Annotated in this window: 20 protein-coding genes and 3 pseudogenes; 16 read left to right on the top strand and 7 right to left on the bottom strand. The window is 59.1% G+C overall.

Annotated features, from left to right (window positions below; genetic code table 11):
• Nucleotides 1–156 (bottom strand): annotated as a pseudogene (locus tag QK293_RS17070) (amino acid ABC transporter substrate-binding protein); the annotation flags it as partial.
• 467 nt (nucleotides 157–623) lie between these two features.
• Here QK293_RS17070 and QK293_RS17065 point away from each other — a divergent pair.
• From QK293_RS17065 to QK293_RS17045, 5 genes are all read left to right on the top strand, one after another.
• A complete protein-coding gene (locus QK293_RS17065) occupies nucleotides 624–1,280 on the top strand; it encodes an alpha/beta hydrolase (protein ID WP_282379054.1) in 657 nt (218 codons plus the stop codon).
• A 97-nt stretch (nucleotides 1,281–1,377) separates the two neighbouring features.
• Nucleotides 1,378–2,865 (top strand): ATP-dependent RNA helicase RhlB, encoded by a 1,488-nt coding sequence (gene rhlB / locus QK293_RS17060; protein ID WP_282379052.1) that lies wholly within the window; start codon nucleotides 1,378–1,380, stop codon nucleotides 2,863–2,865.
• 140 nt (nucleotides 2,866–3,005) lie between these two features.
• The gene (locus QK293_RS17055) at nucleotides 3,006–3,953 is read left to right on the top strand and encodes an ornithine cyclodeaminase family protein (protein ID WP_282379050.1); all 948 of its coding nucleotides are present in this window, start codon (nucleotides 3,006–3,008) and stop codon (nucleotides 3,951–3,953) included.
• A gap of 165 nt (nucleotides 3,954–4,118) precedes the next feature.
• On the top strand, nucleotides 4,119–5,246 hold the full coding sequence (locus QK293_RS17050) for an FAD-binding oxidoreductase (protein ID WP_282379048.1): 1,128 nt from the start codon (nucleotides 4,119–4,121) through the stop codon (nucleotides 5,244–5,246).
• Nucleotides 5,247–5,338: 92 nt separating this feature from the next.
• Nucleotides 5,339–5,995 (top strand): PAS domain-containing protein, encoded by a 657-nt coding sequence (locus QK293_RS17045; protein WP_282379046.1) that lies wholly within the window; start codon nucleotides 5,339–5,341, stop codon nucleotides 5,993–5,995.
• A 94-nt stretch (nucleotides 5,996–6,089) separates the two neighbouring features.
• Here the strand turns inward: QK293_RS17045 and hmpA are convergent, their stop codons facing one another.
• A complete protein-coding gene (gene hmpA / locus QK293_RS17040; protein WP_282379044.1) occupies nucleotides 6,090–7,271 on the bottom strand; it encodes an NO-inducible flavohemoprotein in 1,182 nt (393 codons plus the stop codon).
• A 156-nt stretch (nucleotides 7,272–7,427) separates the two neighbouring features.
• Here hmpA and norR point away from each other — a divergent pair, with 156 nt between their 5' ends.
• The 5 genes from norR (at nucleotide 7,428) to QK293_RS17015 (ending at nucleotide 11,839) form a co-directional block, all read left to right on the top strand.
• Nucleotides 7,428–8,978 carry a nitric oxide reductase transcriptional regulator NorR gene (norR, locus tag QK293_RS17035; protein ID WP_282379042.1) on the top strand — a complete coding sequence of 517 codons (1,551 nt, stop codon included), beginning with the start codon at nucleotides 7,428–7,430 and terminating at the stop codon, nucleotides 8,976–8,978.
• Nucleotides 8,979–9,247: 269 nt separating this feature from the next.
• Complete coding sequence (locus tag QK293_RS17030; protein ID WP_008147551.1) at nucleotides 9,248–10,150, top strand: chemotaxis protein; 903 nt, start codon at nucleotides 9,248–9,250, stop codon at nucleotides 10,148–10,150.
• Nucleotides 10,151–10,177: 27 nt separating this feature from the next.
• Complete coding sequence (locus QK293_RS17025; protein ID WP_282379039.1) at nucleotides 10,178–10,651, top strand: N-acetyltransferase; 474 nt, start codon at nucleotides 10,178–10,180, stop codon at nucleotides 10,649–10,651.
• Between the two features lie 28 nt (nucleotides 10,652–10,679).
• Nucleotides 10,680–11,006: a hypothetical protein gene (locus tag QK293_RS17020; protein WP_282379038.1), complete on the top strand. Its 327-nt coding sequence runs from the start codon at nucleotides 10,680–10,682 to the stop codon at nucleotides 11,004–11,006.
• An 83-nt stretch (nucleotides 11,007–11,089) separates the two neighbouring features.
• On the top strand, nucleotides 11,090–11,839 hold the full coding sequence (locus tag QK293_RS17015) for a YkgJ family cysteine cluster protein (RefSeq protein WP_282379036.1): 750 nt from the start codon (nucleotides 11,090–11,092) through the stop codon (nucleotides 11,837–11,839).
• Between the two features lie 119 nt (nucleotides 11,840–11,958).
• Here the strand turns inward: QK293_RS17015 and QK293_RS17010 are convergent, their stop codons facing one another.
• The gene (locus tag QK293_RS17010) at nucleotides 11,959–12,216 is read right to left on the bottom strand and encodes a hypothetical protein (RefSeq protein ID WP_282379034.1); all 258 of its coding nucleotides are present in this window, start codon (nucleotides 12,214–12,216) and stop codon (nucleotides 11,959–11,961) included.
• Between the two features lie 174 nt (nucleotides 12,217–12,390).
• On the opposite strand from QK293_RS17010, the pseudogene QK293_RS17005 reads away from it, so the two are divergent.
• The 6 genes and pseudogenes from QK293_RS17005 to QK293_RS16980 form a co-directional block, all read left to right on the top strand.
• Nucleotides 12,391–12,915: pseudogene (locus QK293_RS17005) on the top strand (efflux RND transporter permease subunit); the annotation flags it as partial.
• A 9-nt stretch (nucleotides 12,916–12,924) separates the two neighbouring features.
• Nucleotides 12,925–13,599, top strand: a pseudogene (locus QK293_RS17000) (heavy metal response regulator transcription factor).
• A gap of 255 nt (nucleotides 13,600–13,854) precedes the next feature.
• Entirely contained in the window at nucleotides 13,855–15,225 is a 1,371-nt protein-coding gene (locus tag QK293_RS16995) for a heavy metal sensor histidine kinase (protein WP_282379032.1), read from the top strand.
• Between the two features lie 297 nt (nucleotides 15,226–15,522).
• Nucleotides 15,523–15,747, top strand: a complete 225-nt coding sequence (locus QK293_RS16990; protein ID WP_282379029.1) for a hypothetical protein — start codon at nucleotides 15,523–15,525, stop codon at nucleotides 15,745–15,747.
• A gap of 194 nt (nucleotides 15,748–15,941) precedes the next feature.
• Complete coding sequence (locus QK293_RS16985) at nucleotides 15,942–17,261, top strand: OprD family porin (RefSeq protein ID WP_282379027.1); 1,320 nt, start codon at nucleotides 15,942–15,944, stop codon at nucleotides 17,259–17,261.
• A 146-nt stretch (nucleotides 17,262–17,407) separates the two neighbouring features.
• Nucleotides 17,408–18,901: a sensor domain-containing diguanylate cyclase gene (locus QK293_RS16980; RefSeq protein ID WP_282379025.1), complete on the top strand. Its 1,494-nt coding sequence runs from the start codon at nucleotides 17,408–17,410 to the stop codon at nucleotides 18,899–18,901.
• Between the two features lie 85 nt (nucleotides 18,902–18,986).
• On the opposite strand, the gene lpxC is transcribed toward QK293_RS16980, so the two are convergent.
• The 4 genes from lpxC to QK293_RS16960 form a co-directional block, all read right to left on the bottom strand.
• Nucleotides 18,987–19,898: a UDP-3-O-acyl-N-acetylglucosamine deacetylase gene (gene lpxC / locus QK293_RS16975; RefSeq protein ID WP_282379021.1), complete on the bottom strand. Its 912-nt coding sequence runs from the start codon at nucleotides 19,896–19,898 to the stop codon at nucleotides 18,987–18,989.
• A 112-nt stretch (nucleotides 19,899–20,010) separates the two neighbouring features.
• On the bottom strand, nucleotides 20,011–21,204 hold the full coding sequence (gene ftsZ, locus QK293_RS16970; protein ID WP_282379019.1) for a cell division protein FtsZ: 1,194 nt from the start codon (nucleotides 21,202–21,204) through the stop codon (nucleotides 20,011–20,013).
• A gap of 75 nt (nucleotides 21,205–21,279) precedes the next feature.
• On the bottom strand, nucleotides 21,280–22,539 hold the full coding sequence (ftsA, locus tag QK293_RS16965) for a cell division protein FtsA (protein WP_033061341.1): 1,260 nt from the start codon (nucleotides 22,537–22,539) through the stop codon (nucleotides 21,280–21,282).
• Between the two features lie 15 nt (nucleotides 22,540–22,554).
• Nucleotides 22,555–23,424: a cell division protein FtsQ/DivIB gene (locus tag QK293_RS16960; RefSeq protein ID WP_282379014.1), complete on the bottom strand. Its 870-nt coding sequence runs from the start codon at nucleotides 23,422–23,424 to the stop codon at nucleotides 22,555–22,557.
• Nucleotides 23,425–23,426: the final 2 nt, after the last annotated feature.

The raw sequence follows: 23,426 nt of genomic DNA, 5'->3' as shown, positions 1-23,426 counted from the left end.
TGGAACCGAGAAGCCTGGCAGGCCGTCACTTACACCGCACTGTACGAAACCTTTCTTCTGCACTGCATCCAGGGTTGCACCCGCCTGAGCGAACCCACTGACACCGAGTACTGCGGCTGCAGTCACGATAGCCAGGGTGGATTTCAACATCTTCATTCAAACCTCCAGTTTTGCTCTTGTTGTGTCGGAGCTTGAGTCCAGTCGCACCCTTATGAGGCGTTGTTGACCCGTGTTGGCTTTTTTTGGGGTCAACCGACGTAAGACCTGCGCTATGAGTCTAGTAGGAGAAAATCCACATCATGGACAACTCACTTCTCACCAATCGGCCGAACGGGCTGTAGCCCTTTCACGTTCGCGAAGCCCGTAGCGGCCACTGGCGAACATCCATCACCGGATTCTTTGCTATCCCACCGCCAGCAGTACACTGATAGTGTTACCGCAAGGCGCGAGATGGGTTGCACCGTTTTCCCATAGCAAAGCCCGTACCAGACCGCTCGCAGAAGCGATTGCGCGACAGGTCAATAGCAATACTTGTAGCCTTGCGACATCTTCTTAACTGATCAACCAAGCGCGCACTCACCTCTCGCACTCAATGAGAGCGCATGCACAAAATTGGAGCAACCATGACCGAGCCCTTGATTCTTCAACCCGTAAAGCCCGCAGACGCCTGCGTTATATGGCTGCACGGCCTGGGCGCCGACCGCTACGACTTCCTGCCGGTGGCCGAAGCGCTGCAGGAAAGCCTGCTGACCACCCGCTTCGTTCTGCCTCAGGCGCCGACCCGAGCCGTTACCATCAATGGCGGTTACGAGATGCCGAGCTGGTACGACATATTGGCCATGAGCCCGGCACGCGCGATCGACCGCGAGCAGCTGGAAGCGTCGGCGCAACGGGTCTTTGATTTGATAGAAGAGCAGCGCGCCAGCGGAATAGACGCCTCGCGGATCTTTCTGGCAGGTTTTTCCCAAGGTGGCGCGGTGGTGTTACACACCGCGTTTCTGAAATGGCAGGGGCCATTGGGTGGCGTACTTGCCCTCTCGACTTATGCACCGACCTTCAGCGACGAACTGGAGCTTTCCGCCAGCCAGCAGCGCATTCCTGTGCTGTCTTTACACGGCCAGTACGATGACGTCGTTGAAAACGCCATGGGCCGGACCGCCTACGAGTATTTAAAGCAGCATGGTGTCACCGCGACATGGCAGGAATACCCAATGGGCCACGAAGTGTTACCCGAGGAAATTCGCGATATTGGCGTCTGGCTCGCCGAGCGCTTGCGTTAACCGCTTATGTAAAAACAGCCCATTGATCCATCCCACTACGCCGCGCCCGATTCTTGCATTACACTGGCCGGCGTATATTCCTTAATCAATTGATGAGATGACCGTGCTCAAAGCACTCAAGAAAATGTTCGGTAAAAGCGAGACTGAGCAGCTCGCGCCAGTCTCCAGCGCTCCGTCTCACCATCCCAGCCACCGCACCGACGGTAATCAGTCTGGCCGGACCGCAACCGTAGCGGTACCGAAGCACGAACCGATGGCCACACCGACCGTCCAACCCGTTGAGGCTCAAGCCTCTGAAGAACCGAGCAGCGAAGCTGCGAAACCTGCCAAACCGCGTCGCGAACCGAAGCCAAAAGCGCCGGTTATTCCCTGGAAACTTGAAGACTTCGCCGTCGAACCCCAGGAAGGCAAAACCCGTTTCCACGATTTCAAACTCGCCCCTGAACTGATGCACGCCATCCAGGACCTGGGCTTCCCGTATTGCACGCCAATTCAGGCACAGGTGCTTGGCTTCACCCTGGCGGGCAAAGACGCCATCGGTCGCGCCCAGACCGGCACCGGCAAAACCGCCGCATTCCTGATTTCGATCATCACCCAACTGCTGCAAACCCCACCGCCGAAAGAGCGTTACATGGGCGAGCCGCGGGCGCTGATCATTGCGCCAACCCGTGAACTGGTGGTTCAGATCGCCAAGGACGCGGCCGACCTGACCAAATACACCGGCCTCAACGTCATGACGTTTGTCGGCGGCATGGACTTCGACAAACAGCTCAAGCACCTCGAAGCCCGTCATTGCGACATCCTCGTGGCCACCCCGGGCCGTCTGCTGGACTTCAACCAGCGCGGCGACGTGCACCTGGACATGGTCGAAGTCATGGTCCTGGACGAAGCCGACCGGATGCTCGACATGGGTTTCATCCCACAAGTGCGTCAGATCATTCGCCAGACTCCGCCGAAGGACGAGCGTCAGACGCTGCTGTTCTCCGCGACTTTCACCGAAGACGTGATGAACCTGGCCAAGCAATGGACTACCGACCCGTCCATCGTCGAGATCGAGTCGCAGAGCGTGGCCAGCGAAAACGTCGAGCAACACATTTACGCCGTGGCCGGCGCCGACAAATACAAACTGCTCTACAACCTGGTCAACGACAACGGTTGGGAGCGGGTGATGGTGTTTGCCAACCGCAAGGACGAAGTGCGACGCATCGAAGAACGCCTGGTCCGTGATGGCGTCAATGCCGCGCAACTGTCCGGCGACGTGCCGCAGCACAAACGCATCAAGACCCTCGAAGGTTTCCGCGAAGGCAAGATCCGCGTACTGGTCGCCACCGATGTGGCCGGCCGCGGCATTCACATCGACGGCATCAGCCACGTGATCAACTTCACCTTGCCGGAAGTCCCGGACGACTACGTGCACCGTATCGGTCGCACCGGTCGTGCTGGCGCCGATGGCGTGTCCATCAGTTTTGCCGGTGAAGACGACTCCTACCAGCTACCGTCCATCGAGGCACTGCTGGGGCGCAAGATCAGCTGTGAAACGCCACCGACGCATCTACTGCGGGCGGTTGAGCGTAAGCGCCCGTAACACGGGTCGCATTAAAAAAGGCGCAGCCGGAAACGGACTGCGCTTTTTTTTCGTCCGGCTTTTTTTCAACAGAAGCTTGCTCGTGATAACTAAAAGTCCATAATGGACAAATTAGTTTACTTCCAGCCCCGGAGCCGACCATGTCCAGTACGCCTTACGTGATCACCCAACCTCAGGCCAGCAAGTTGCTGGCGCAGGTCGACGTGCCGCAGATCCTGCGCAAACTGTTCCGCGACCTGGCCGCCGGACAAGCCGTGCAACCGGCGCAGCAACTGGTGGAGTTCCCGCAGGGCGCTGGCGACTTCATCAACTACCTGGGCGTGCTGGCCGAAGACGGCGTTTACGGGGTCAAGACCTCGCCGTACATCGTGCGTGAACAAGGCCCGTTGGTGACCGCCTGGACGCTGCTGATGTCGATGCAGACCGGCCAGCCGCTGTTGCTCTGTGATGCCGGCGAACTGACCACGGCGCGCACCGCTGCAACCACGGCCGTGGCGGTCGACGCTCTCGCCCCGCTAAAGGCCCGGCGCCTGGCGATCATCGGCAGTGGCAAGGTCGCCCAGGCGCACCTGCACTACGTCAAAGGTCTGCGTGACTGGCAAAGCGTCAGCCTCTACTCGCCGAGCCTGAGCGACAAGAATCCCAAAGTATTGGCGCAGCTCAAAAGCCTCGATCCACGCCTGACCATCGTCGACAGTCGTGAAGCGGCCATTCAGGACGCTGACGTGATCATGCTCTGCACCTCGTCCGCAGGGCCGGTGATCGACCCTTCAAGCTTGAGCAAACCGGCGCTGATCACCTCCATCAGCACCAACGCACCACGGGCCCATGAAGTACCGCCGCAGAGCCTCAATGACATGCAAGTGTTCTGCGACTATCGTCTGACCACCCCAGGCTCGGCCGGCGAAATGCTGATTGCCGGTGAACAGCATGGCTGGGACAAGCACGCGATCATCGGTGACCTGCCGGATCTGCTCAGCGAAAAAGTCCAGCGCCCCGACTACGACCGCCATGTGTTCTTCCGCTCCATCGGTCTGGGCCTGGAAGACATTGCGCTGGCCAATGCCCTTTACCAACTACAGCACTAACACCACGAACCCTTGTAGGAGCGAGGCTTGCCCGCGAAGGCGGTGTGTCAGTAAACATAAATTTCGACTGATACACCGCCTTCGCGGGCAAGTCGGATCGCCGCCCGCTCGCTCCTACAGGGGTCATCTACACATTCGGCATTTACGCCCCATCAGGAGACGCTCATGAGCCAGGCAGATTTCATCATCATCGGCGGCGGGATTGCCGGCGCTTCCACCGGTTTCTGGCTGTCGCAGCACGCCCGAGTGATCGTGCTCGAACGCGAATCTCATCCGGCTTACCACTCCACCGGACGCTCGGCCGCGCTGTTTACCGCCGCATACGGTACGCCTCAAGTTCGGGCGCTGACCCAGGCCAGCCGTGATTTCTTCGACGCGCCGCCAGCCGGTTTTTGCGAACACCCGCTGCTGACCCCGCGTGGCGAGATGACCGTGGACTTCACCGGCGACCCCGCCGAACTGAACAATCAATACCAGAGCGCCAAAGCCACGGTGCCGGAAATGCAGCTGCTCAGCGCCGATGAGGCCTGCGTGCGCTTGCCGATCCTGCGCCGGGAAAAAGTCCATGGCGCGATTTACGACCCGACCGCCAGCGACATCGACACCGATGCCCTGCACCAGGGTTACCTGCGCGGTATCCGACGTAACAAGGGCGAAGTTCATACCGACAGTCAAGTCCTGAGCCTGACCCGTGATGCCGAAGGTGTCTGGCAAGTACACACCAACGGTCAGACCTTCAGCGCCCCGATCATCATCAACGCGGCAGGCGCCTGGGCCGACAAAATCGGTGAGTTGGCCGGTGCCAAACCACTGGGCCTGCAACCCAAGCGGCGCGCGGCGTTCATCTTCGCCGGCCCCGAGGGCGTGGACATCCATCATTGGCCAATGCTGGTCAGCCTCGACGAATCCTTCTACATGAAGCCCGACGCGGGGATGTTCCTCGGCTCGCCAGCCAACGCCGACCCGGTAGAACCGCACGACGTGCAGCCCGAAGAGTTGGACATCGCGATGGGCATCTACCAGATCGAAGAAGCCACCACCCTGACCATCCGCCGTCCGACCCGCACCTGGGCCGGCTTGCGCAGTTTCGTGAGCGACGGTGATTTGCTGTCCGGTTTCGATCCGCAGGTACCGGGGCTATTCTGGGTAGCAGCACAAGGCGGTTATGGCATCCAGACCTCGCCGGCCATGGGCCAGGCCAGCGCTGCACTGGTGCGCGGTGAAACCTTGCCCGAGCAACTGACCCGCTTCGGTCTGAACACCGAGATGCTCTCCCCCGCGCGGCTGGGCTGACGTTCAGACTCAGGTGACGTGTCGACACGATTGCGGCAAACTTCCAGCGCCCCTTTTTGACGGGGCGCTGATGCTGCCAGGAGCTCCACTTTATGAACGCCCAAGAACACGATCCGGCCCTTGATGACTCTGCATTGAAGCGCTCGCCGCTGGACAACTTCCGAGCGATCGCCGATGCCATCGCCACGTTGTTCTTTCCTCACGCCGAAGTGGTGCTGCACGATCTGCGCACACAGAAGGTCGACTACATCGCCAACAACCTGTCCAAGCGCGAAGTCGGTGACGACTCGGCGCTGGGGGACATGCTCAGCGAAGAGATCAGCGAACGAAACATCGGGCCGTACGAAAAGCTCAATTGGGATGGTCAGAAAATTCGCAGCCTGAGCAGCGTGCTGCGCGACAGTGAAGGCCGTCCGCTGGCGGTGCTGTGCATCAATCTGAATATTTCTCTGTTCGAAAATGCCAAGGCCGCTTTGGATCTGTTCCTGTCACCGAGCAAGTTGATTCCGCAACCCGATTCGCTGTTTCGCGATGACTGGCAGGAGCGGATCAACACCTTCCTCCACGCCTGGCTGCGCGAACGTCAGCTGAGCCTGAACCTGCTGACCCGCGACCATAAACGCGAACTGGTGCTGGCACTGCACGCCGAAGGCGCCTTCAAAGGTAAAAGCGCCTCCAACTATGTGGCGAACGTGCTGAACATGGGCCGGGCGACGGTGTACAAACATTTGAAGGAAGTGAAGGGCTGAAAGACCGACAAGCACTCGTAGGAGCACGGCTTGCCGGCGAAGGCGTCCTCAAGATCGCCTTCGCCGGCAAGCCGTGCTCCTACAAGATAAGCGGTTACTCCAACGACGAAGCCGGCCCGAAGAATTCGTAACGGCTTTGCTTCTCCGGCACACCCAAGGCTTTGAGGTGGCGCTTGATCGCCGCCATAAAGCCTTTTGGCCCAAGGAAGTAAGCGTCCAGATCGCGCTGTTGCGGCAACCACTCGCCCAGTTGCTCCTGGCTCAACAAGCCAACCTTGTGCGCCGCCGGGCTCACGCCATCATCTTCGTCGTAGCAATAGAAGCGTTTGAGTTGCGGGTGACGCTCGGCCAAGCCATCGATCCAGTCGCGGAAGGCGTGAACGCTACCGTTGCGTGCGCAGTGAATAAAGTGCACCGGCCGCTTGGTCGCCAGCGCCGCTTCGAGCATCGCCAGCGTCGGAGTGATCCCGACGCCGCCGCTGATCAGCACCAACGGTTTGGCGCTTTCGGTCAGGGTGAATTCGCCCGATGGCGGGAACAGCTGGATGCTCGAGCCTACATGTAACTGATCGTGCAGATGGTTGGAGGCGCGGCCACCGGTTTCACGCTTTACGCTGATCCGGTACTGGCCCTGGTTCGCCAAAGCCGACAGCGAATAGTTACGACGAATCTCTTCGCCATCGAGGATCAGTTGCATGCCGATGTACTGGCCTGGCTCTGCCGCCAGAATCGGGCCTTTGTCGGCCGGTTCGAAGTAGAACGAGGTGATTTCCGCGCTTTCGTCGACCTTGGCCACCACGATGAAGTCCCGCGCCCCGCGCCAGCCGCCCGGTGCCTGTTCCTTTTGGTCGTAGATGCTGGTTTCGGCGCCGATCAGGATGTCGGCCAATTGACCGTAAGCAGCCCCCCAGGCGGCCATCACTTCAGGTGTGGCAATCTCGTCGCCCAGCACTTCGGAGATGGCTCGCAGCAGGCAGGAGCCGACAATCGGGTAGTGTTCCGGGAGAATTTGCAGGGCCACGTGCTTGTTGATGATCTTGGCCACCAGGTCGCCCAACTGGTCGAGCTGGTCGATGTGCCGCGCATACATCAAGACACCGTTTGCCAGGGCACGCGGCTGATCACCGCTGGCCTGGTGAGCCTGGTTGAACAGCGGGCGAACTTCCGGATACTCGGAGAGCATCATGCGGTAGAAATGAGTGATCAACGCTTCGCCACCGCTTTCCAGCAAGGGCACGGTGGATTTGACGATTGCACGGTCTTGAACGCTAAGCATAAGGCGACTCCTGAACTAATTGGATTGCTAACTGACTGCCTTGGACTTATCAGTTTCCGTGCCACAAATTAAAACGTTATAAATCAATTACTTGAATTCTTAGTAGTCATATCGACACAGACTGTTTTATAGTCATACCGACTACACGGAGTCACTATGACTGCAAAATCTCTACTGACCGCCCTGCTGCCACTGGTCTCCGACCTGTCCCGTGAACTCCCCGAAGGCGAGCGTTATCGGCGCTTGCTCGAAGCCATGCGCGCCCTGCTCCCCTGCGATGCCGCCGCCCTGCTGCGCCTCGATGGCGAATGGCTGGTGCCGCTGGCCGTCGACGGGTTGAGCACCGACACTCTCGGCCGACGCTTTAAAGTCAGCGAACACCCGCGTTTCGAAGCGCTGCTTAGCAGTCACGGCCCGACCCGTTTCGCCGCTGACAGCGACTTGCCCGACCCTTACGACGGCCTGGTCGATGGCCTCGACGATCATCTGGAAGTCCACGACTGCATGGGTTGCCCGCTGTTTATCGACGAGCGTCCGTGGGGTTTGCTGACCCTCGACGCACTCGATCCGGAGCGCTTCGAACCGATCGAACTGGATGCCCTGGAAGCCTTCGCCAGCCTCGCCGCCGCCACCGTCAACGCCGCCGAGCGCATCGAACGCCTGGCCAATCGTGTCGAAGACGAACATCAGCGCGCCGAGGTTTACCGACAAGCCAGCGGCCAGCAGAACCGCGAGATGATTGGCCAGAGCAAGGCCCACAAACGGCTGGTGGAAGAAATCAATCTGGTGGGCGGCAGCGATCTTACCGTGCTGATCACCGGCGAAACCGGGGTCGGCAAGGAACTGGTCGCCCAAGCCATCCACGCCGCATCGCCCCGGACCGACAAGCCGATCATCAGCCTCAACTGCGCCGCGCTGCCGGACACGCTGGTGGAGAGCGAGTTGTTCGGCCATGTCCGCGGTGCCTTCACCGGCGCAATGAACGATCGGCGCGGCAAGTTCGAACTGGCCAATGGCGGCACGCTGTTTCTCGATGAAGTCGGTGAGCTGTCCCTGACCGTCCAGGCCAAATTGCTGCGAGTCCTGCAAAGCGGTCAATTGCAGCGATTGGGTTCGGATAAAGAGCATCAGGTCGACGTACGACTGATCGCCGCGACCAACCGCGATCTGGCGGAGGAAGTGCGCAGCGGCCGCTACCGTGCCGACTTCTATCACCGCCTGAGCGTTTATCCGTTGTTGGTGCCAGCACTGCGTGATCGTGGGCGGGATGTGTTGCTGCTCAGCGGCTATTTCCTGGAGCAGAACCGCTCACGCATGGGCCTCAACAGCCTGCGCCTGAACAGCGACGCTCAGGCTGCATTGCTGGCGTATACATGGCCGGGAAATGTGCGGGAACTGGAGCACTTGATTGGCCGCAGTGCCTTGAAGGCGCTCGGTAACTGCAAGGAACGGCCGAAAATTCTAAGCTTGAGTGCGGCGGACCTGGATTTGCCCACTGGCAGTGTTGCGCTTGCAGCCGAGCCAGCCACTGTCAGCCCTGTTGCGTTGGTCTCGGGAGACTTGCGGGCGGCGACCGAGGATTATCAGCGTCGACTGATCAACGCCTGTCTGGAACGACACCATAACAATTGGGCGAGTGCGGCGCGTGAGCTAGGCTTGGATCGGGCGAATCTTGGAAGGATGGCCAAACGCTTGGGAATGAAATAACGCGATCCCTTGTAGCAGCTGCCGAAGGCTGCGTCCGAGGACGCAGTCCTCGCCAAACCATTCACCGCGCTATATTCGGTGCACCGAGAGCTCGGCATTTACGACTGCTTCGCAGCCGGACGCAGCCTTCGGCAGCTGCTACAGGGATCACACTGACCGGTCTGGCGACGGAATAACCCTAAAGCCTGCCCGCAACAAGTCGATAACCCGGCATCGATGCTGTTGGCGATCCCGCGGTCGCCCATCACCTTTTTCCACAGAAGGTTTTTATGTCTTCAAACAAAGCCCGCGCAGACTCACTTTCGCTTCTGCTGTTTACCTTGCGCAGCGGCAAGCTGATGGCGATCAACCTGCTGAAAGTCAGTGAAATCATTCCCTGCCCGCCGCTGACCAAGCTGCCGGAGTCGCATCCCCACGTCAAAGGCATCGCCACCCTGCGCGGTGCGTCGTTGTCGGTGATCGACCTCAGCCGTGCCATCGGTGAACGGCCGCTGGAAGACCCGAACGGTGGCTGCCTGATCGTCACCGATGTCAGCCGCTCCAAGCAGGGTTTGCACGTTCAAGCGGTGAGCAAGATCGTCCACTGCCTGACCACCGACATCCGTCCGCCGCCCTTCGGCTCTGGCGGCGTGCGTTCGTACATCACTGGCGTGACCTCGGTCGACGGCACGTTGGTACAAGTGCTGGACATCGAAAAAGTGATCCATGGCATCGCCCCGGCGCAGATCGAAACGGCCCCGACCGAACTGAGCATGGAAGACGCCGAAGTCCTCGGCAACGCGCGGATTCTGGTGGTCGATGACAGCCAGGTTGCGCTGCAGCAATCGGTTCACACCCTGCGCAACCTCGGCCTGCAATGCCACACCGCCCGCAGTGCCAAGGAAGCCATCGACTGCTTGCTGGACCTGCAAGGCACGGCCCAGCAGATCAATCTGATCGTTTCGGACATCGAAATGTCGGAGATGGACGGCTACGCCTTCACCCGCACCTTGCGCGAAACCCCGGATTTCTCGCACCTCTATGTGCTGCTGCACACCTCTTTGGACAGCGCGATGAACAGCGAAAAGGCCCGTCTTGCCGGCGCGAACGCGGTGTTGACCAAGTTCTCCTCTCCGGAATTGACCAAGTGCCTGATCGAAGCAGCCAAGGCTGTCGCTGAACAAGGTCATTGAGTCTTGTCCAAGGACTTCTGCTTTCTGATGCGGCGCAACCTCACTGAAGGTATGCCTGCAATCGTTTGGCCTCAGGGAATCGTCCTCAGCGAATACCGCCCCGATCTGGCAGAAGCCGTTCATCGTTTGATGGAACTGGGCTATCAGGAAGGAGGCGGTCGCGTACCGGCACTGGACGTCTGGCAACAGCGTTTTGAAACCGATCAGGAATACGACCCGACCCTGTGCTTCATCGCTCTGGATGCCGAAGGTATTGTGGGTGTTTGCCAGTGCTGGACAAGTGCCTACATCAAGAACCTGGTGGTGCATCCTCGAGCTCAGGGCCTCGGGCTAGGCCGTGCATTGCTGGCACAAGCTTTCAAGGTGTTTCAGGAACGTCGCGAAGGTTTTGTAGATTTGAAGGTGCTTGAGGACAACCTTCGGGCGCAGCGTTTGTATGAAAACGCCGGAATGCGTGTGATCCGCCGGGAACCGGTTCCGGCCTGGCATACTCAGACCTAGGTCTATACCCACCCACGGATGCCAGAATATGAAAGCCTCAACCCTGACCTTCCTCTGCCTCAGCGCCCTGACCACCCAGGCCTACGCGTCCAGCCCCGACGCCTGGGCCGCCTACGACAAAGCCGTGCTCGCCAGCTGCACCAAGGCCAGCGGCCTGAAGAATGCCAAACCTGTTGGCAACGCCGCACAGTTTGACGACCGGGTTGGCTACACCGCACTTCTGTTGCAAGGCCAATACCCGCAAAAACACATGAAAGGCCAGCAAGGCACCGAACTGTGCCTTTACAACAAGAAAAGCAAAACCGCTTATGTCACCGAATGGGACTCCATCCGCCCGACCGCCAAGGCGCAATGACTGGCGCATAACTTGCTTCGACAGTGGCCTTTGCGGCGGCATTCTGTCGCCGCTTCATACCCTCACAGGCGACTGGCCGCTCAATGAATACGACGTTTTCCTGCGTTGGTTGTGGCAAATGCTGCAACGACCACCACGTGCCCCTGACCCTGAGCGAAGCCCGGATGTGGGCGGCCGATGGCGGTCAGGTAATCGTGCTGGTGGAAGGTTTCCTGGGCAATGGCCTGGGCCTGCCCATGCCGCAACGCGAGCACGCCGAACGTCGTTCGGTGAGGGTTCGAAGCGGCGCATCCGAGGCGTACATCGCCATCACCTTTGCCGCCTACAACGTCGGTCCTTGCCGGAATCTTGACGAAGACAACCTCTGCCGCATCTACGAACGTCGGCCGCTGGTGTGCCGCATCTACCCGATGGAAATCAATCCGCACATTCCCCTGAACATTGCGGCGAAGGAATGTCCGCCCGAGTCGTGGGAAAAGGGACCGGATTTAATTGTGGGTGGTGAATGGGCGGATCAGGAACTGGTCGGGTTAATCCAGCACTCTCGTCAGGCTGATCGCGATGACGTTCGGACCAAGGATGCGATTTGCGCGTTGCTAGGAATTCGGACTACAGCGTTGAAGGGCGATGGCTTTACCGCTTATCTGCCGGACATGACCGCGTTTGCGAGGGTCATCGATCAGGTTGCGGCGCAGCCGCTGGCTGAATCACACGCTGATTGGTTGTTTCATGTGTCGGGTGAGGACATTGCCGGACACGTGCAGGCGGCTGGTGCGCAAGTGGCGACAGATACACCCGTGAACTATGCGTTTATTTCGTTGCGCGCGGCTTGATCCAGAACGTGTATTGCCTTTGATGGCCCCTTCGCGAGCAAGCTCAGCTCCTACAGTGGATTTGCGTCGTACACAGATCAACGGTAGGAGCCGAGCTTGCTCGCCGCAGAGTTTAAAACTCAGCGTTTACCCATCGAGCGGCGAGTGCCGGGTGGCGCTACGCCCGGAGTCTTGGTATGGCCGTTCTTGGCGCCATTCTTGTACCAGGGCTGGCTGGCGTTCTTCGCTGCGGCCAGGTCGCCCGGCTTGAACGGGAACTTGAACGCTGGGATCTCGGCTTTGGTTTCGCTGTCTGCGCTGGAGTCGACGCTGTCTGGCAGGTCTGCCTGGTCGTCGCTCAAAGCGTCGGCAACCGGCGGTTGTGTCGGGGAAGTCATGAAAGCTCCGGGTGATGCACATAGAGTCGGGCCCGGTCAGCGAGCCGCGAAAGGCGGCAGTATACCTGTGTCGGGAGCTGCAAGCTTCACGCTGCAGGCGAGTCCGTCGGGTTTTGTGTTCACGGAACTGACGCTATCGTCGGAACGCAGCCCGGAGCAAGCTCGCTTGTATGGATCCTGGCGGTGCTGGTGGCGGTGTACATCATTCTCGGCGTTCTGTACGAGAGCTTCGTCCATCCGTTGACCATCATCTCGACGCTGCCCTCCGCCGGGCTCGGCGCGGTGATCATGTTGTGGATTTGCGGGCAGGACTTCTCGATCATGGCGTTGATCGGGCTGGTGCTGCTGATCGGGATCGTGAAGAAGAACGGCATCCTGATGATCGACTTCGCGCTCGAAGCCCAACGCAAAGGTGGCTTGCCACCGGAAGAGGCGATCTACCAGGCCTGTATCACGCGGTTCCGGCCGATCATCATGACCACCCTCGCCGCCCTGCTCGGCGCGCTGCCATTGATGCTCGGCTACGGCACCGGCGCCGAACTGCGCCAACCCTTGGGGATCGCGGTCGTGGGCGGCTTGCTGGTGAGCCAGGCGCTGACGCTGTTTACCACTCCGGTCATATACTTGTGGCTTGAGCGGCTTTTCCATCGGCCTAAACCAGCCCCAGCACCGATGCCGGCGCTGGCGACCACAGACTGAGGCGGGGTCATGCGCGTTCTGATTATCGAAGACGAGGAAAAAACCGCGGATTATCTTCACCGCGGTCTGACGGAACAGGGTTACACCGTGGACCTGGCGCACGATGGCGTCGAAGGCCTGCACCTGGCGCTGGAAAGCGACTACGCGGTGATCGTCCTCGACGTCATGCTGCCGGGCCTCGACGGCTTTGGCGTACTGCGCGCCTTGCGTGCGCGCAAGCAAACCCCGGTGATCATGCTCACCGCCCGCGAGCGTGTCGAAGACCGTATCAAAGGCCTGCGCGACGGCGCCGACGACTACCTCGGCAAACCGTTTTCCTTCCTCGAACTGGTAGCGCGCCTGCAAGCGCTGACCCGCCGCAGCGGCGGTCACGAACCGGTGCAGGTGAGCATCGCCGACCTGTGGATAGATTTGATCAGCCGCAAAGCGACCCGCGCCGGCACCCGCCTGGACCTGACCGCCAAGGAGTTCTCTTTGCTCAGCGTGCTGGCCCGCCGCCAGGGTTAAATTCTTTCGAAAACCGCCATCGCCGAAATGGTCTGGGACATCAATTTCGACAGCGACGCGAACGTCGTCGAAGTCGCGATCAAACGCTTGCGCGCCAAGCTCGACGGGCCGTTCGACGAGAAACTGCTGCACACAATTCGTGGCATGGGTTATGTGCTGGAGAGCCGCGGTGTTTAGGGTAGGTCATCATTCATTTCCTGCGCCGCGTTGCCGTCTGAAAGCGGGCCAGGCAAGGCGCAGCCCGAAGGTAAGGGTTGTTTCCTTGCCAAGGGCTGCAACGCAGCATGGCCCGCTTTCAGACGACAACCCGGAGGGCCGAGCCTGCTGTTGCGCAGGGCTGCGTTGCTCGGAGCTTATTTGGAACAACCAAACCGCGCTCCTCGCGCCTTGCCCTGCGCAACAGCAGACTCGGCGCGGCGCAGGAAATGAATGATGACCTACCCTCGCAACTCGATTGCGCTGCGCCTGAGCGGGATGTTTACGCTGGTGGCGCTTTTGGTGTTTCTGTTGATTGGTTGGGCGCTGTATCAACAGGTCGATAAAGGTCTGGGTTTGCTGCCCGAGGCTGAACTGGACGCACGTTACAGCGTGCTCGAATCCACGGTCGGCCGTTACGGCACGCCTGAGCATTGGGTGAAGATCAATAACAAGCTCAAGCTGCTCGGTGAGGAAGACAAACGCATCAGCTTCTGGATCATCAGCGGGGATCCGCGCTACGAATACGGCAACCTGACGCCGCAGATCCGCACCTTCGCCGAAGGGCCGCTGGGCAGGCGCGACTTGCAGCTGCCGGATCAACCTTATCCACTCAAAGTGCTGGTCAGTCAGTTCCCGGCCAAGGATCAACGTCCACCGCTGCGCTTCATGATCGGCATCGACACCGAGACGTTTTTGCAGACTCAACACCATTTGCTGACTGCCCTGATCAGCCTGGCGATCATCGGCGTGTTGCTGGCGTCGGCCCTCGGTTACTGGGTGGCGCGGATCGGCCTCAAGCCGCTGATCAAGTTGTCCCAGGAAGCTCAGCGGCTGGCCCCGCCGCTGTTGTCCGGTCGGCTGCAATTGTCACCGCTGCCGCCGGAACTGAATCAGTTCGTCAATTCGTTCAACTCGACACTGGAGCGGGTCGAACAGGCTTACTCGCGCCTTGAGTCGTTCAACGCCGATGTGGCCCATGAACTGCGCTCGCCGCTGACCAACCTGATCGGCCAGACCCAGGTGGCGTTGACTCGCGGGCGATCCGCCGAACACTATTTTGAAGTGCTGCAATCGAACCTTGAAGAGCTTGAGCGACTGCGTTCGATCATCAATGACATGCTGTTTCTTGCCAGCGCGGATCAGGGCAGCAAGGCCACCAAACTGACGTCCACCTCACTCGCCGAAGAAGTGGCGACGACGCTGGAGTATCTGGATTTCATTCTGGAAGACGCGCAGGTTCAGGTGCAGGTCAGTGGTGATGCCCAGTTGCGGATCGAGGTCGCGCATTTGCGCCGGGCGTTGATCAACTTGCTGAGTAACGCGGTGCAGCACACCGAGCCAGGGCAAGTCATTCAGGTGCGAATCGAAGTCGAGGAGCATCAGGTCAGTATCGGTGTCGCGAACCCCGGTTCGCCGATTGCCAGCGAGCATTTGTCGCGGTTGTTTGAGCGTTTTTATCGGGTGGATGCATCGCGCAGCAACAGTGGGAACAACCATGGGCTGGGGCTGGCGATCGTCAAGGCGATTGCGTTGATGCATGGGGGGGATGTGTTTGTGCGCTGTGACCACGGCATGAATACCTTCGGCATTCATTTGCCCGTATGACCCGTACCGGCATTTGGACTGCACCCGGTCCTTGTAGCAGCTGGCGAAGCCTGCGTCCGGCTGCGAAGCAGTCGTGAGATCCGACGCTGCGGTCTGTCAGGTATACCGCGTGTACAGGATTTACGACTGCTTCGCAGCCGAACGCAGGCTTCGCCAGCTACTACATGTACTGCGTCGCCCTACCTACTGTTGCCTTAAGCGCAACAGTCCTTTCATAAACCCGCTCTTTTTCCCTTCTCCAAACCCCCTTATCGTTGCCGCACCAAACAGCACTTGCCAAGCAAGAAGGTTTAAAAGATGTCCAACACTATGGGTATTGCCAGCGCTTTCGTTATGTCCTCTATGTTTCTGTCTCCGTTCGCCATCGCTGAAGAGTCGCAGGCGTTCGTCGTGCAAAATTCCGCACGAGCTGCTGCGTTCGAACAGTATCAGAGCGAAATGACGGCCAAAGCTCAGGAAGCTGCGCAAACCCCGCAAGCGTCGACTACTCAAGCCCAGCCGCGGGTTGAGAAAGACAGCTGATTATCAAGTATCGATCTGTTTCCCTCGACACTATTCATCGGCTCTTTCCTTTGAAAAGTTGTCTTCAAGCCGCTGCTCTCAGCGGCTTTTTTTCGTTGTGGTTTTGAACAGCTTCAGTTCGTCTCCCTTAACAAGAAACATTCTGAGTCTCAAAACAATGAGGCTCTTAATTGACCCAAGGAGCTTTACCGCTAGTGCGTTTCCCTCTTAGATTCAGCCCGTTATTCATTGCAATCGCTGCGACGGTGACTCCTGCTGCTCACGCCGCAGACGACTCAAACGCCGAAGGTTTTGTCGAAGGCTCAAGCCTCAACCTCAACGCCCGACACTACTACATGAACCGCAATCGCCTGCAGCAGGCGGACGACAACATTGAATGGGGCCAGGGTTTCCTCGGCATTTTCGAATCAGGCTATACCCAGGGCACCGTCGGTTTCGGCGTTGATGCCCACGCCATGCTCGGGCTCAAGCTCGACGGCGGTGGCGGTACCGATGGGTCGAGTATCCTGCCGATCAGCGATGGCAACGGCAAAGCGCCAGGTTCGTTCTCGACGGCGGGCGGCACGCTGAAAATGCGTGCCCTCGATACCGAACTGAAGGCCGGTGACTTGTTCCTCACCAATCCGGTGATCGCCGGCGGCGAAACCCGCATGCTGCCCCAGACCTTTCGCGGCGTCAGCCTGACCAACCACAGTTTTGACGGCTGGATGATTGAAGGTGGCCAGGCGAGTTTTACCAAACCTTACAACCAGAGCGGACACACCCGAATAGGCACGTCCTATGGCAGTCTGTCCGAGGGTGACGAAAGCCGGCACCTGAACTGGGCCGGCGTCGCCTGGAGCGGTCTGCCGGGGCTGACCAGCAGCCTCTATGCTTCCGAACTCAAAGACATCTGGAACCAGTACTACTACGACCTGGATTACACCTACGCGCTGAACGACCTGGTCAGCCTTAACCCGGGCCTGCACTTCTATCACACGCAAGACACTGGCGATGCGCTGTTGGGTAACATCGACAACAACACCTACAGCCTGCATTTCACCGTCGGTGTGGGCAATCACAGCGTCACCGCCGCGTATCAGCGGGTCAACGGCAACACGCCGTTCGACTACATCAGCCAGGGCGACAGCGTCTTCCTCGACAATTCCCAGCAGTATTCGGACTTCAACGGCCCCAATGAACGCTCGTGGAAACTCAAGTACGCCTATGACTTTGTCGGGCTCGGCCTGCCCGGCCTGACCTCAGCGGTCTCTTACTCCCAGGGTGAACTGGACCTGACCAAGGTCGATCCGGACAGCCCTGGTTATGCCTCGTGGTACAGCGCTGACGGCAAAAACGCCAAGCATTGGGAACGCGACATCGATCTCAAGTATGTGGTTCAGGGCGGCAAGGCCAAAAACCTGGCGCTGCGCCTGCAATGGGCATCCAACCGTGGAGGCAACGGCTACGGCGTGCTGGATCAGGACACCGATGAATACCGGGTGATCGTCGACTACCCGCTCAATGTCTTCTAAGCTTCAATAAGTAAAAGGCCAGCACGTCTTGCTGGCTTTTTTTTATCCGGGATTTGTACAGGCGCTCTGAACGAAAACGGTTTCTGGGGTTCTGCCCGATTCTTGTAAAAAACTTTCATAACGCCTCATTAGCAGAAGTCAGAACCATGAGTGTGAGCCGTGCAACATCTCACCATCCGATCCTGTCGACGCGGTCGGAGCGGCTTCTGGTTCTCGGCAGTTTGCTGTTGGTGATTGCGATATTGAGCATCGTGGCGTTCCTGCTCATTCGCGAACGTGCCAATGCTGAACAGTCTGCCACTCGCGCAGCAACCAATATCGTGCAACTGATCGACGCAGACGTGCTGCGCAATATCGAACTCTATGACCTGTCCTTGCTCGGTTTGATCGCTGCCTCGCAGCGTGAAGACCTCAAGAGCGTTTCTCCTGCCATCCGACACCTGGCCTTGTTTGACCGTGCCACTGCGGCACCCTACAAGGGCGACATTTTGTTGCTGGACAACAAGGGCGACGTGATCGCCGACTCGGCCTCGGTAGAACCCAGAAAGGGCAATTTTGCTGACCGCGAATACTTTCAGTCGCACATGACCAATCGCGACCCGAGCATGCACATCAGCCGTCCCTTCCGTTCCAGACAGGCTGAACATGAATGGCGAATCAGCTTCAGTCGTCGGGTCAGCGGCTCACAAGGCGAATTTCTTGGCGTAGCCGAAGCCGCCATGCGCTTGAGTTATTTCGATCAGTTGTTCAACAGTTTGAGCATCGGTCGTGACAGCTCGGTCAACCTGATCAGCTCGGACGGTATTCTTCTGGCCCAGGAGCCCCGTCTGGCCGAAGAGCTGATTGGCAAGGACTTCAGCAACCGTCCCAACTTCCAGCGCATTGTCAAAGAAGGCAACGGCAGCTTCACCGGTATTTCAAGCCGCCACAAGGATAAACGCCTGTACACGTTCTCCAAGGTGGGCAACTTGCCGTTGATCGTCATCGTTGCGTTGTCCAGTGATGAAGTGTTGTCGTCGTGGAAGCGCACGGCGGTGGTGGTCAGCGTTGCGACTATTGCGCTGTGCGTCAGTCTGCTCTGGCTGACCTGGTTGCTCTGCCGGGAATTGCGCCTGCGCTATCACGCCGAGCAGGAACTGGCTCAACTGGCGGCCACCGATGCCTTGACCGGCCTGGCCAACCGCCGAACGCTGGATCAGGTCCTGCGTCATGAGTGGTTTCGCGCTCAACGTTCCGGCCAGCCGTTGTCGCTGCTGATGATCGATGCCGACCACTTCAAGGCGTTCAACGATCGCCATGGGCATCAGAGTGGCGATGATGCCTTGCGCTCGGTGGCCAAGGTCATCTCCGCCAATGTGCGGCGCCCAGCGGATCTGGCCGCCCGCTACGGCGGCGAGGAGTTTTCGGTGATCCTGGCGGAAACCGACAGCCAGGGTGCGCAACAGATTGCCGAACACATCCGAGCGACCGTGGAGCAATTGCCGTTGGTGGCAGGTGCCGAGTCGCGGATTACTGTCAGTATTGGTATCAGTACCTGGACCACATCCGCCGAGATCGGTCTGGAACAACTGCTGTTTGCAGCGGACAAGGCGCTGTATCAGGCCAAGGAAGCGGGCAGGAATCGGGTGGTCGCAGGATGATCGTTCCCCCACTCTGAGTGGGAACGATCGGGCATAAAAAAAGGCCACCCGAAGGTAGCCTTTAAAAACTAGAGAGGTTTTTTACTTACACGGCCGCAACAGGGCGCATGTAAGAGATTGGTGCAGTGCTAGCGTCATCGAACGTCACGACTTCCCAAGCATCTGTCTGCTCAATCAACTTGCGCAGCAGCTGGTTGTTCAATGCATGTCCGGACTTGAAGCCCCTGAACTCACCAATCAGGCTATTGCCCAACAGGTATAGGTCACCAATTGCATCGAGGATTTTGTGCTTCACGAATTCGTCTTCATAGCGAAGGCCGTCTTCGTTCAGTACACCATCCGCGTCGACCACAATAGCGTTTTCAACGCTGCCGCCGAGTGCGAGGTTGTGCTTGCGCAGGTACTCGATGTCACTCATGAAACCAAAGGTACGGGCGCGGCTGACTTCTTTTACAAACGAAGTGCTGGAAAAATCCACGCTTGCACTTTGTGTGCGGTCACGGAAAACCGGGTGATCGAAATCGATCTCGAAGCTCACTTTGAAGCCTTCGAAAGGGACGAAAGTGGCGCGCTTGTCGCCGTCTTCCACTGTCACTTCCCGCAGGATCCGGATGAACTTCTTGGCGGCGTCCTGTTCTTCCAGGCCAGCCGACTGAATCAGAAATACGAAGGGTCCAGCGCTACCATCCATGATCGGAACTTCGGACGCGGAGAGCTCGACGTAGGCGTTATCGATGCCCAGGCCAGCCATGGCCGAGAGCAAGTGCTCCACCGTATCCACTTTGGTGTCACCACTGACCAACGTGGTCGACATCGTAGTTTCACCAACGTTTTCCGCGCGGGCAGGAATCTGCACCACAGGGTCGAGGTCGGCACGAACAAACACAATGCCGGTGTCGATAGGTGCGGGCTTGAGGGTCAGGTATACCTTCTCCCCGGAGTGCAGGCCTACACCTGTAGCACGGATAATATTTTTCAGTGTGCGTTGTTTAATCATGGCTTGGGCCGCTTCAGCGCAAATTGCGAACTGGTATCAACAAAGGCTGGCGATAATAGCAGACCAGGCCTTTGCTGAACACCAATCACCTTCATAGCCCTGATACATTCCATCAATCAGCCTGACGACGCAGGAAAGCCGGGATGTCCAGGTAGTCCAGATCATCTTGCGGATTCATCTTCGCGGCAGTCGCAGCACCGGCCTGAGCCTGGTTGCGCATGACGGTCGGACGGTCCAGGTCACGGTAGTTTACCGCTGGCTGTTCCTGACGTGCAGGGGTTTGTTGTTGTGGCTGGGAAGCCATGGAGGTGTGAACGGTATTGTCGATGACCTTCACAGGTTTCTCGATTTTCGCGCCCAGACCGGTGGCAACCACGGTCACGTGCAGCTCGTCGCGCATGTCCGGATCGATAACGGTACCGACCTTGACCATCGCGTGTTCGGAAGCAAAGGCTTCGATGATGCTACCCACGTCGGAGTACTCACCCAGGGACAGGTCAGGACCGGCGGTGATATTCACCAGGATGCCGCGTGCGCCTTGCAGGTTCACGTCTTCCAGCAGTGGGTTGCGAATGGCCGCTTCGGTGGCCTCACGTGCACGGTTCGGACCGCTGGCGCAGCCAGTGCCCATCATCGCCATGCCCATTTCGCTCATCACGGTCCGTACGTCGGCAAAGTCGACGTTGATCATGCCCGGACGCTTGATGATGTCAGAGATACCGCGAACGGCACCGGCCAATACATCGTCGGCCTTGGCGAATGCGGACAGCAGGCTTGCGTCCTTGCCAAGGATGGTCAGCAGCTTCTCGTTGGGAATGGTGATCAACGAGTCGACGCTTTCAGACAGCAGACGGATACCCTCGTCGGCGATCTGCATGCGCTTGCGGCCTTCGAACGGGAACGGACGGGTCACCACCGCAACGGTGAGAATCCCCATTTCCTTGGCCACTTCAGCAATGATCGGCGCAGCACCGGTACCGGTACCACCGCCCATGCCAGTGGTGATGAACACCATATTGGTGCCCTGCAGGACTTCGGCAATGCGCTCACGGTCTTCGAGAGCGGCCTGACGACCTACTTCAGGGTTGGCGCCAGCGCCGAGACCTTTGGTCACGCCGGTGCCCAGTTGCAGGATGGTCCGCGCGCCGATACTTTTCAGCGCCTGGGCATCAGTGTTGGCGCAGATGAATTCAACGCCTTCAATGTTGCTCTTGACCATGTGGTTGACAGCGTTGCCGCCGCCTCCGCCAACACCGATAACTTTAATAACCGGGCTTGCGGGGATGTTGTCTACGAGTTCGAACATTTTCCCTCTCCTTACATTCTCTAGTTTTTTCGCCTACTGCTTTTTGAAGCGGTGTTGCGGTGCTGCGGTAAATCTTTAGAAATTGCCTTGTACCCAGCTCTTGAAGCGATCGAGCAAGGCGACTTTCGGTTCTTCATTGCTGTAGCTGTCGCGGCTGCTGATGCCCGAGAACGAAATCCCGTCGGACTGCTTCTGCAGGCCGTACATCAACAGGCCAACGCCAGTGGAATAAATCGGGTTACGGACCACATCATCCAGGCCCTTGACGCCATGCGGCACGCCCAGGCGGACCGGCATGTGGAAGATCTCTTCGGCCAGTTCGACCGCGCCTTCCATCTTCGACGTACCGCCGGTCAACACGATGCCGGCCGGGATCAGGTCTTCGTAGCCGCTGCGACGCAGTTCGGCCTGGATCAGCGTGAACAGCTCGTCGTAACGCGGCTCGACCACTTCGGCCAGGGCCTGACGGGACAGCTCGCGCGGTGGACGGTCGCCGACACTTGGGACCTTGATGGTTTCACCGGCACCGGCCAGTTTGGCCAGGGCGCAGGCGTAGCGAATCTTGATTTCTTCGGCGTACTGGGTCGGGGTGCGCAACGCCATGGCGATGTCGTTGGTCACCTGATCGCCCGCAATCGGGATCACCGCGGTGTGACGGATCGCGCCTTCGGTGAAGATCGCGATGTCGGTGGTGCCGCCACCGATGTCCACCAGGCACACGCCCAGCTCTTTCTCGTCGTCGGTCAGGACCGAATACGCGGAAGCCAGCTGCTCAAGAATGATGTCGTCGATTTCCAGACCGCAGCGACGCACGCATTTTTCAATGTTCTGTGCGGCGTTGACGGCGCAGGTGACCACGTGAACCTTGGCTTCCAGACGTACGCCTGACATGCCCAAAGGCTCACGAACACCTTCCTGGTTATCGATCACGTAATCCTGCGGCAGGGTGTGCAGCACGCGCTGGTCAGCCGGGATCGCTACGGCCTGGGCGGCGTCGAGAACACGCTCAAGGTCGGCGGAGCTGACTTCGCGATCACGAATTGCCACGATGCCGTGGGAGTTCAGGCTGCGGATGTGATTGCCGGCCACGCCGACGAACGCCGAGTGAATGCGGCAACCGGCCATCAGCTGCGCCTCTTCGATCGCGCGCTGGATCGATTGCACGGTGGACTCAATGTTCACCACCACGCCTTTCTTCAGGCCACGGGACGGATGGGTACCGATCCCGACGATTTCCAGCGTGCCGTCGTCCGAGACCTCGCCGACCAGCGCCACCACCTTGGAGGTGCCGATATCGAGACCGACGATCATTTTGCCGCTTTGCACGTTTGCCATGGGTCCTGCCTCTTCTTAATTCTTCGCGACAGCGGGTTGGGCTGTCGTGGGCGCTACAGGTTCCCGCCAGCCAACAGCGAGGCCGTTGGCGTAGCGCAGATCAATGCGCGCAATGTTCGTAATCTGTTCTTTAAGCGTCTTGTCATAGATGGCAATGAAGCGGCGCATCTTTTCCACCAGCTTGCCGCGTCCCAGCAGCAGTTCGATCCCCGGGCCCGCGCTGCCAGCGCCGGTGGTCAAGAACCAGCTGCCTCGTTCACGCAACTCCAGGCGTGCAATCGAGAAGCCCAACGGCCTGAGCATCTGGCTCAGCACCTGGTATTGCTGCATGACCTGCTGTTGAGCCCGTTGTGGGCCGAACAGCTGGGGCAAGTGTTCGTAGTTCGCCAGTTCACGCGGGGTGAACGCCTGACCCTGGTTGTTCAACAGCGATTCATCGCCCCATCGGGCCACTGGCAGTTGTTCTTCCAGGCGGATCACTACTTGATCCGGCCACACCCTGCGCACTTCGGCGTGGGCAATCCATGGCATCCGTTCAAGCTCGGTGCGCATGCTCGCAAGATCGATGGTGAAGAAGCTCGACGCCACGTATGGGGCGATGCGCTGCTGCACCGCTTGCTGGCTGATGTAACTCAAATCGCCCTGCACGTTGATCTTGGTAATCGGCCGGTCGGCGTAAGGCAGCAAGCGCTGCGCGCCTTCGTAAGTGCCGAACCCCAGCGCTACCAGCAGCACTGGCCAAAACAGGCTTTTCAGAAAACCAAAATTGGCTTTCGGCAGGCGCGCAGACATCGGCTCTTTGGCCACCATTCGACTGGCACCCCGCGGTACCGGCTTGCGGCCGGGTGGTGCGGAGGGCTGATGTCTCAGCTGGGCGCCTTGCATGG

It is taken from the genome of Pseudomonas sp. AL03 (genome assembly GCF_029960815.1).
GTDB lineage: Bacteria > Pseudomonadota > Gammaproteobacteria > Pseudomonadales > Pseudomonadaceae > Aquipseudomonas.
Note: the sequence above shows the minus strand (reverse complement) of the source record. Positions and strands in the feature narration are given on the sequence as shown.

Bases quoted from the DNA above. Each gene is read 5' to 3' on its own strand.
- QK293_RS17020 (WP_282379038.1), top strand. From the start codon at position 10,680: ATGAAAGCCTCAACCCTGACCTTCCTCTGCCTCAGCGCCCTGACCACC.
- QK293_RS17055 (WP_282379050.1), top strand. From the start codon at position 3,006: ATGTCCAGTACGCCTTACGTGATCACCCAACCTCAGGCCAGCAAGTTG.
- QK293_RS16980 (WP_282379025.1), top strand. From the start codon at position 17,408: ATGAGTGTGAGCCGTGCAACATCTCACCATCCGATCCTGTCGACGCGG.
- lpxC (WP_282379021.1), bottom strand. From the start codon at position 19,898: ATGATTAAACAACGCACACTGAAAAATATTATCCGTGCTACAGGTGTA.
- ftsA (WP_033061341.1), bottom strand. From the start codon at position 22,539: ATGGCAAACGTGCAAAGCGGCAAAATGATCGTCGGTCTCGATATCGGC.
- ftsZ (WP_282379019.1), bottom strand. From the start codon at position 21,204: ATGTTCGAACTCGTAGACAACATCCCCGCAAGCCCGGTTATTAAAGTT.
- QK293_RS17025 (WP_282379039.1), top strand. From the start codon at position 10,178: ATGCGGCGCAACCTCACTGAAGGTATGCCTGCAATCGTTTGGCCTCAG.
- rhlB (WP_282379052.1), top strand. From the start codon at position 1,378: ATGACCGTGCTCAAAGCACTCAAGAAAATGTTCGGTAAAAGCGAGACT.
- norR (WP_282379042.1), top strand. From the start codon at position 7,428: ATGACTGCAAAATCTCTACTGACCGCCCTGCTGCCACTGGTCTCCGAC.
- QK293_RS17045 (WP_282379046.1), top strand. From the start codon at position 5,339: ATGAACGCCCAAGAACACGATCCGGCCCTTGATGACTCTGCATTGAAG.
- QK293_RS16990 (WP_282379029.1), top strand. From the start codon at position 15,523: ATGTCCAACACTATGGGTATTGCCAGCGCTTTCGTTATGTCCTCTATG.
- QK293_RS17015 (WP_282379036.1), top strand. From the start codon at position 11,090: ATGAATACGACGTTTTCCTGCGTTGGTTGTGGCAAATGCTGCAACGAC.
- QK293_RS17065 (WP_282379054.1), top strand. From the start codon at position 624: ATGACCGAGCCCTTGATTCTTCAACCCGTAAAGCCCGCAGACGCCTGC.
- QK293_RS16995 (WP_282379032.1), top strand. From the start codon at position 13,855: ATGACCTACCCTCGCAACTCGATTGCGCTGCGCCTGAGCGGGATGTTT.
- hmpA (WP_282379044.1), bottom strand. From the start codon at position 7,271: ATGCTTAGCGTTCAAGACCGTGCAATCGTCAAATCCACCGTGCCCTTG.
- QK293_RS16960 (WP_282379014.1), bottom strand. From the start codon at position 23,424: ATGCAAGGCGCCCAGCTGAGACATCAGCCCTCCGCACCACCCGGCCGC.
- QK293_RS17010 (WP_282379034.1), bottom strand. From the start codon at position 12,216: ATGACTTCCCCGACACAACCGCCGGTTGCCGACGCTTTGAGCGACGAC.
- QK293_RS17050 (WP_282379048.1), top strand. From the start codon at position 4,119: ATGAGCCAGGCAGATTTCATCATCATCGGCGGCGGGATTGCCGGCGCT.
- QK293_RS17030 (WP_008147551.1), top strand. From the start codon at position 9,248: ATGTCTTCAAACAAAGCCCGCGCAGACTCACTTTCGCTTCTGCTGTTT.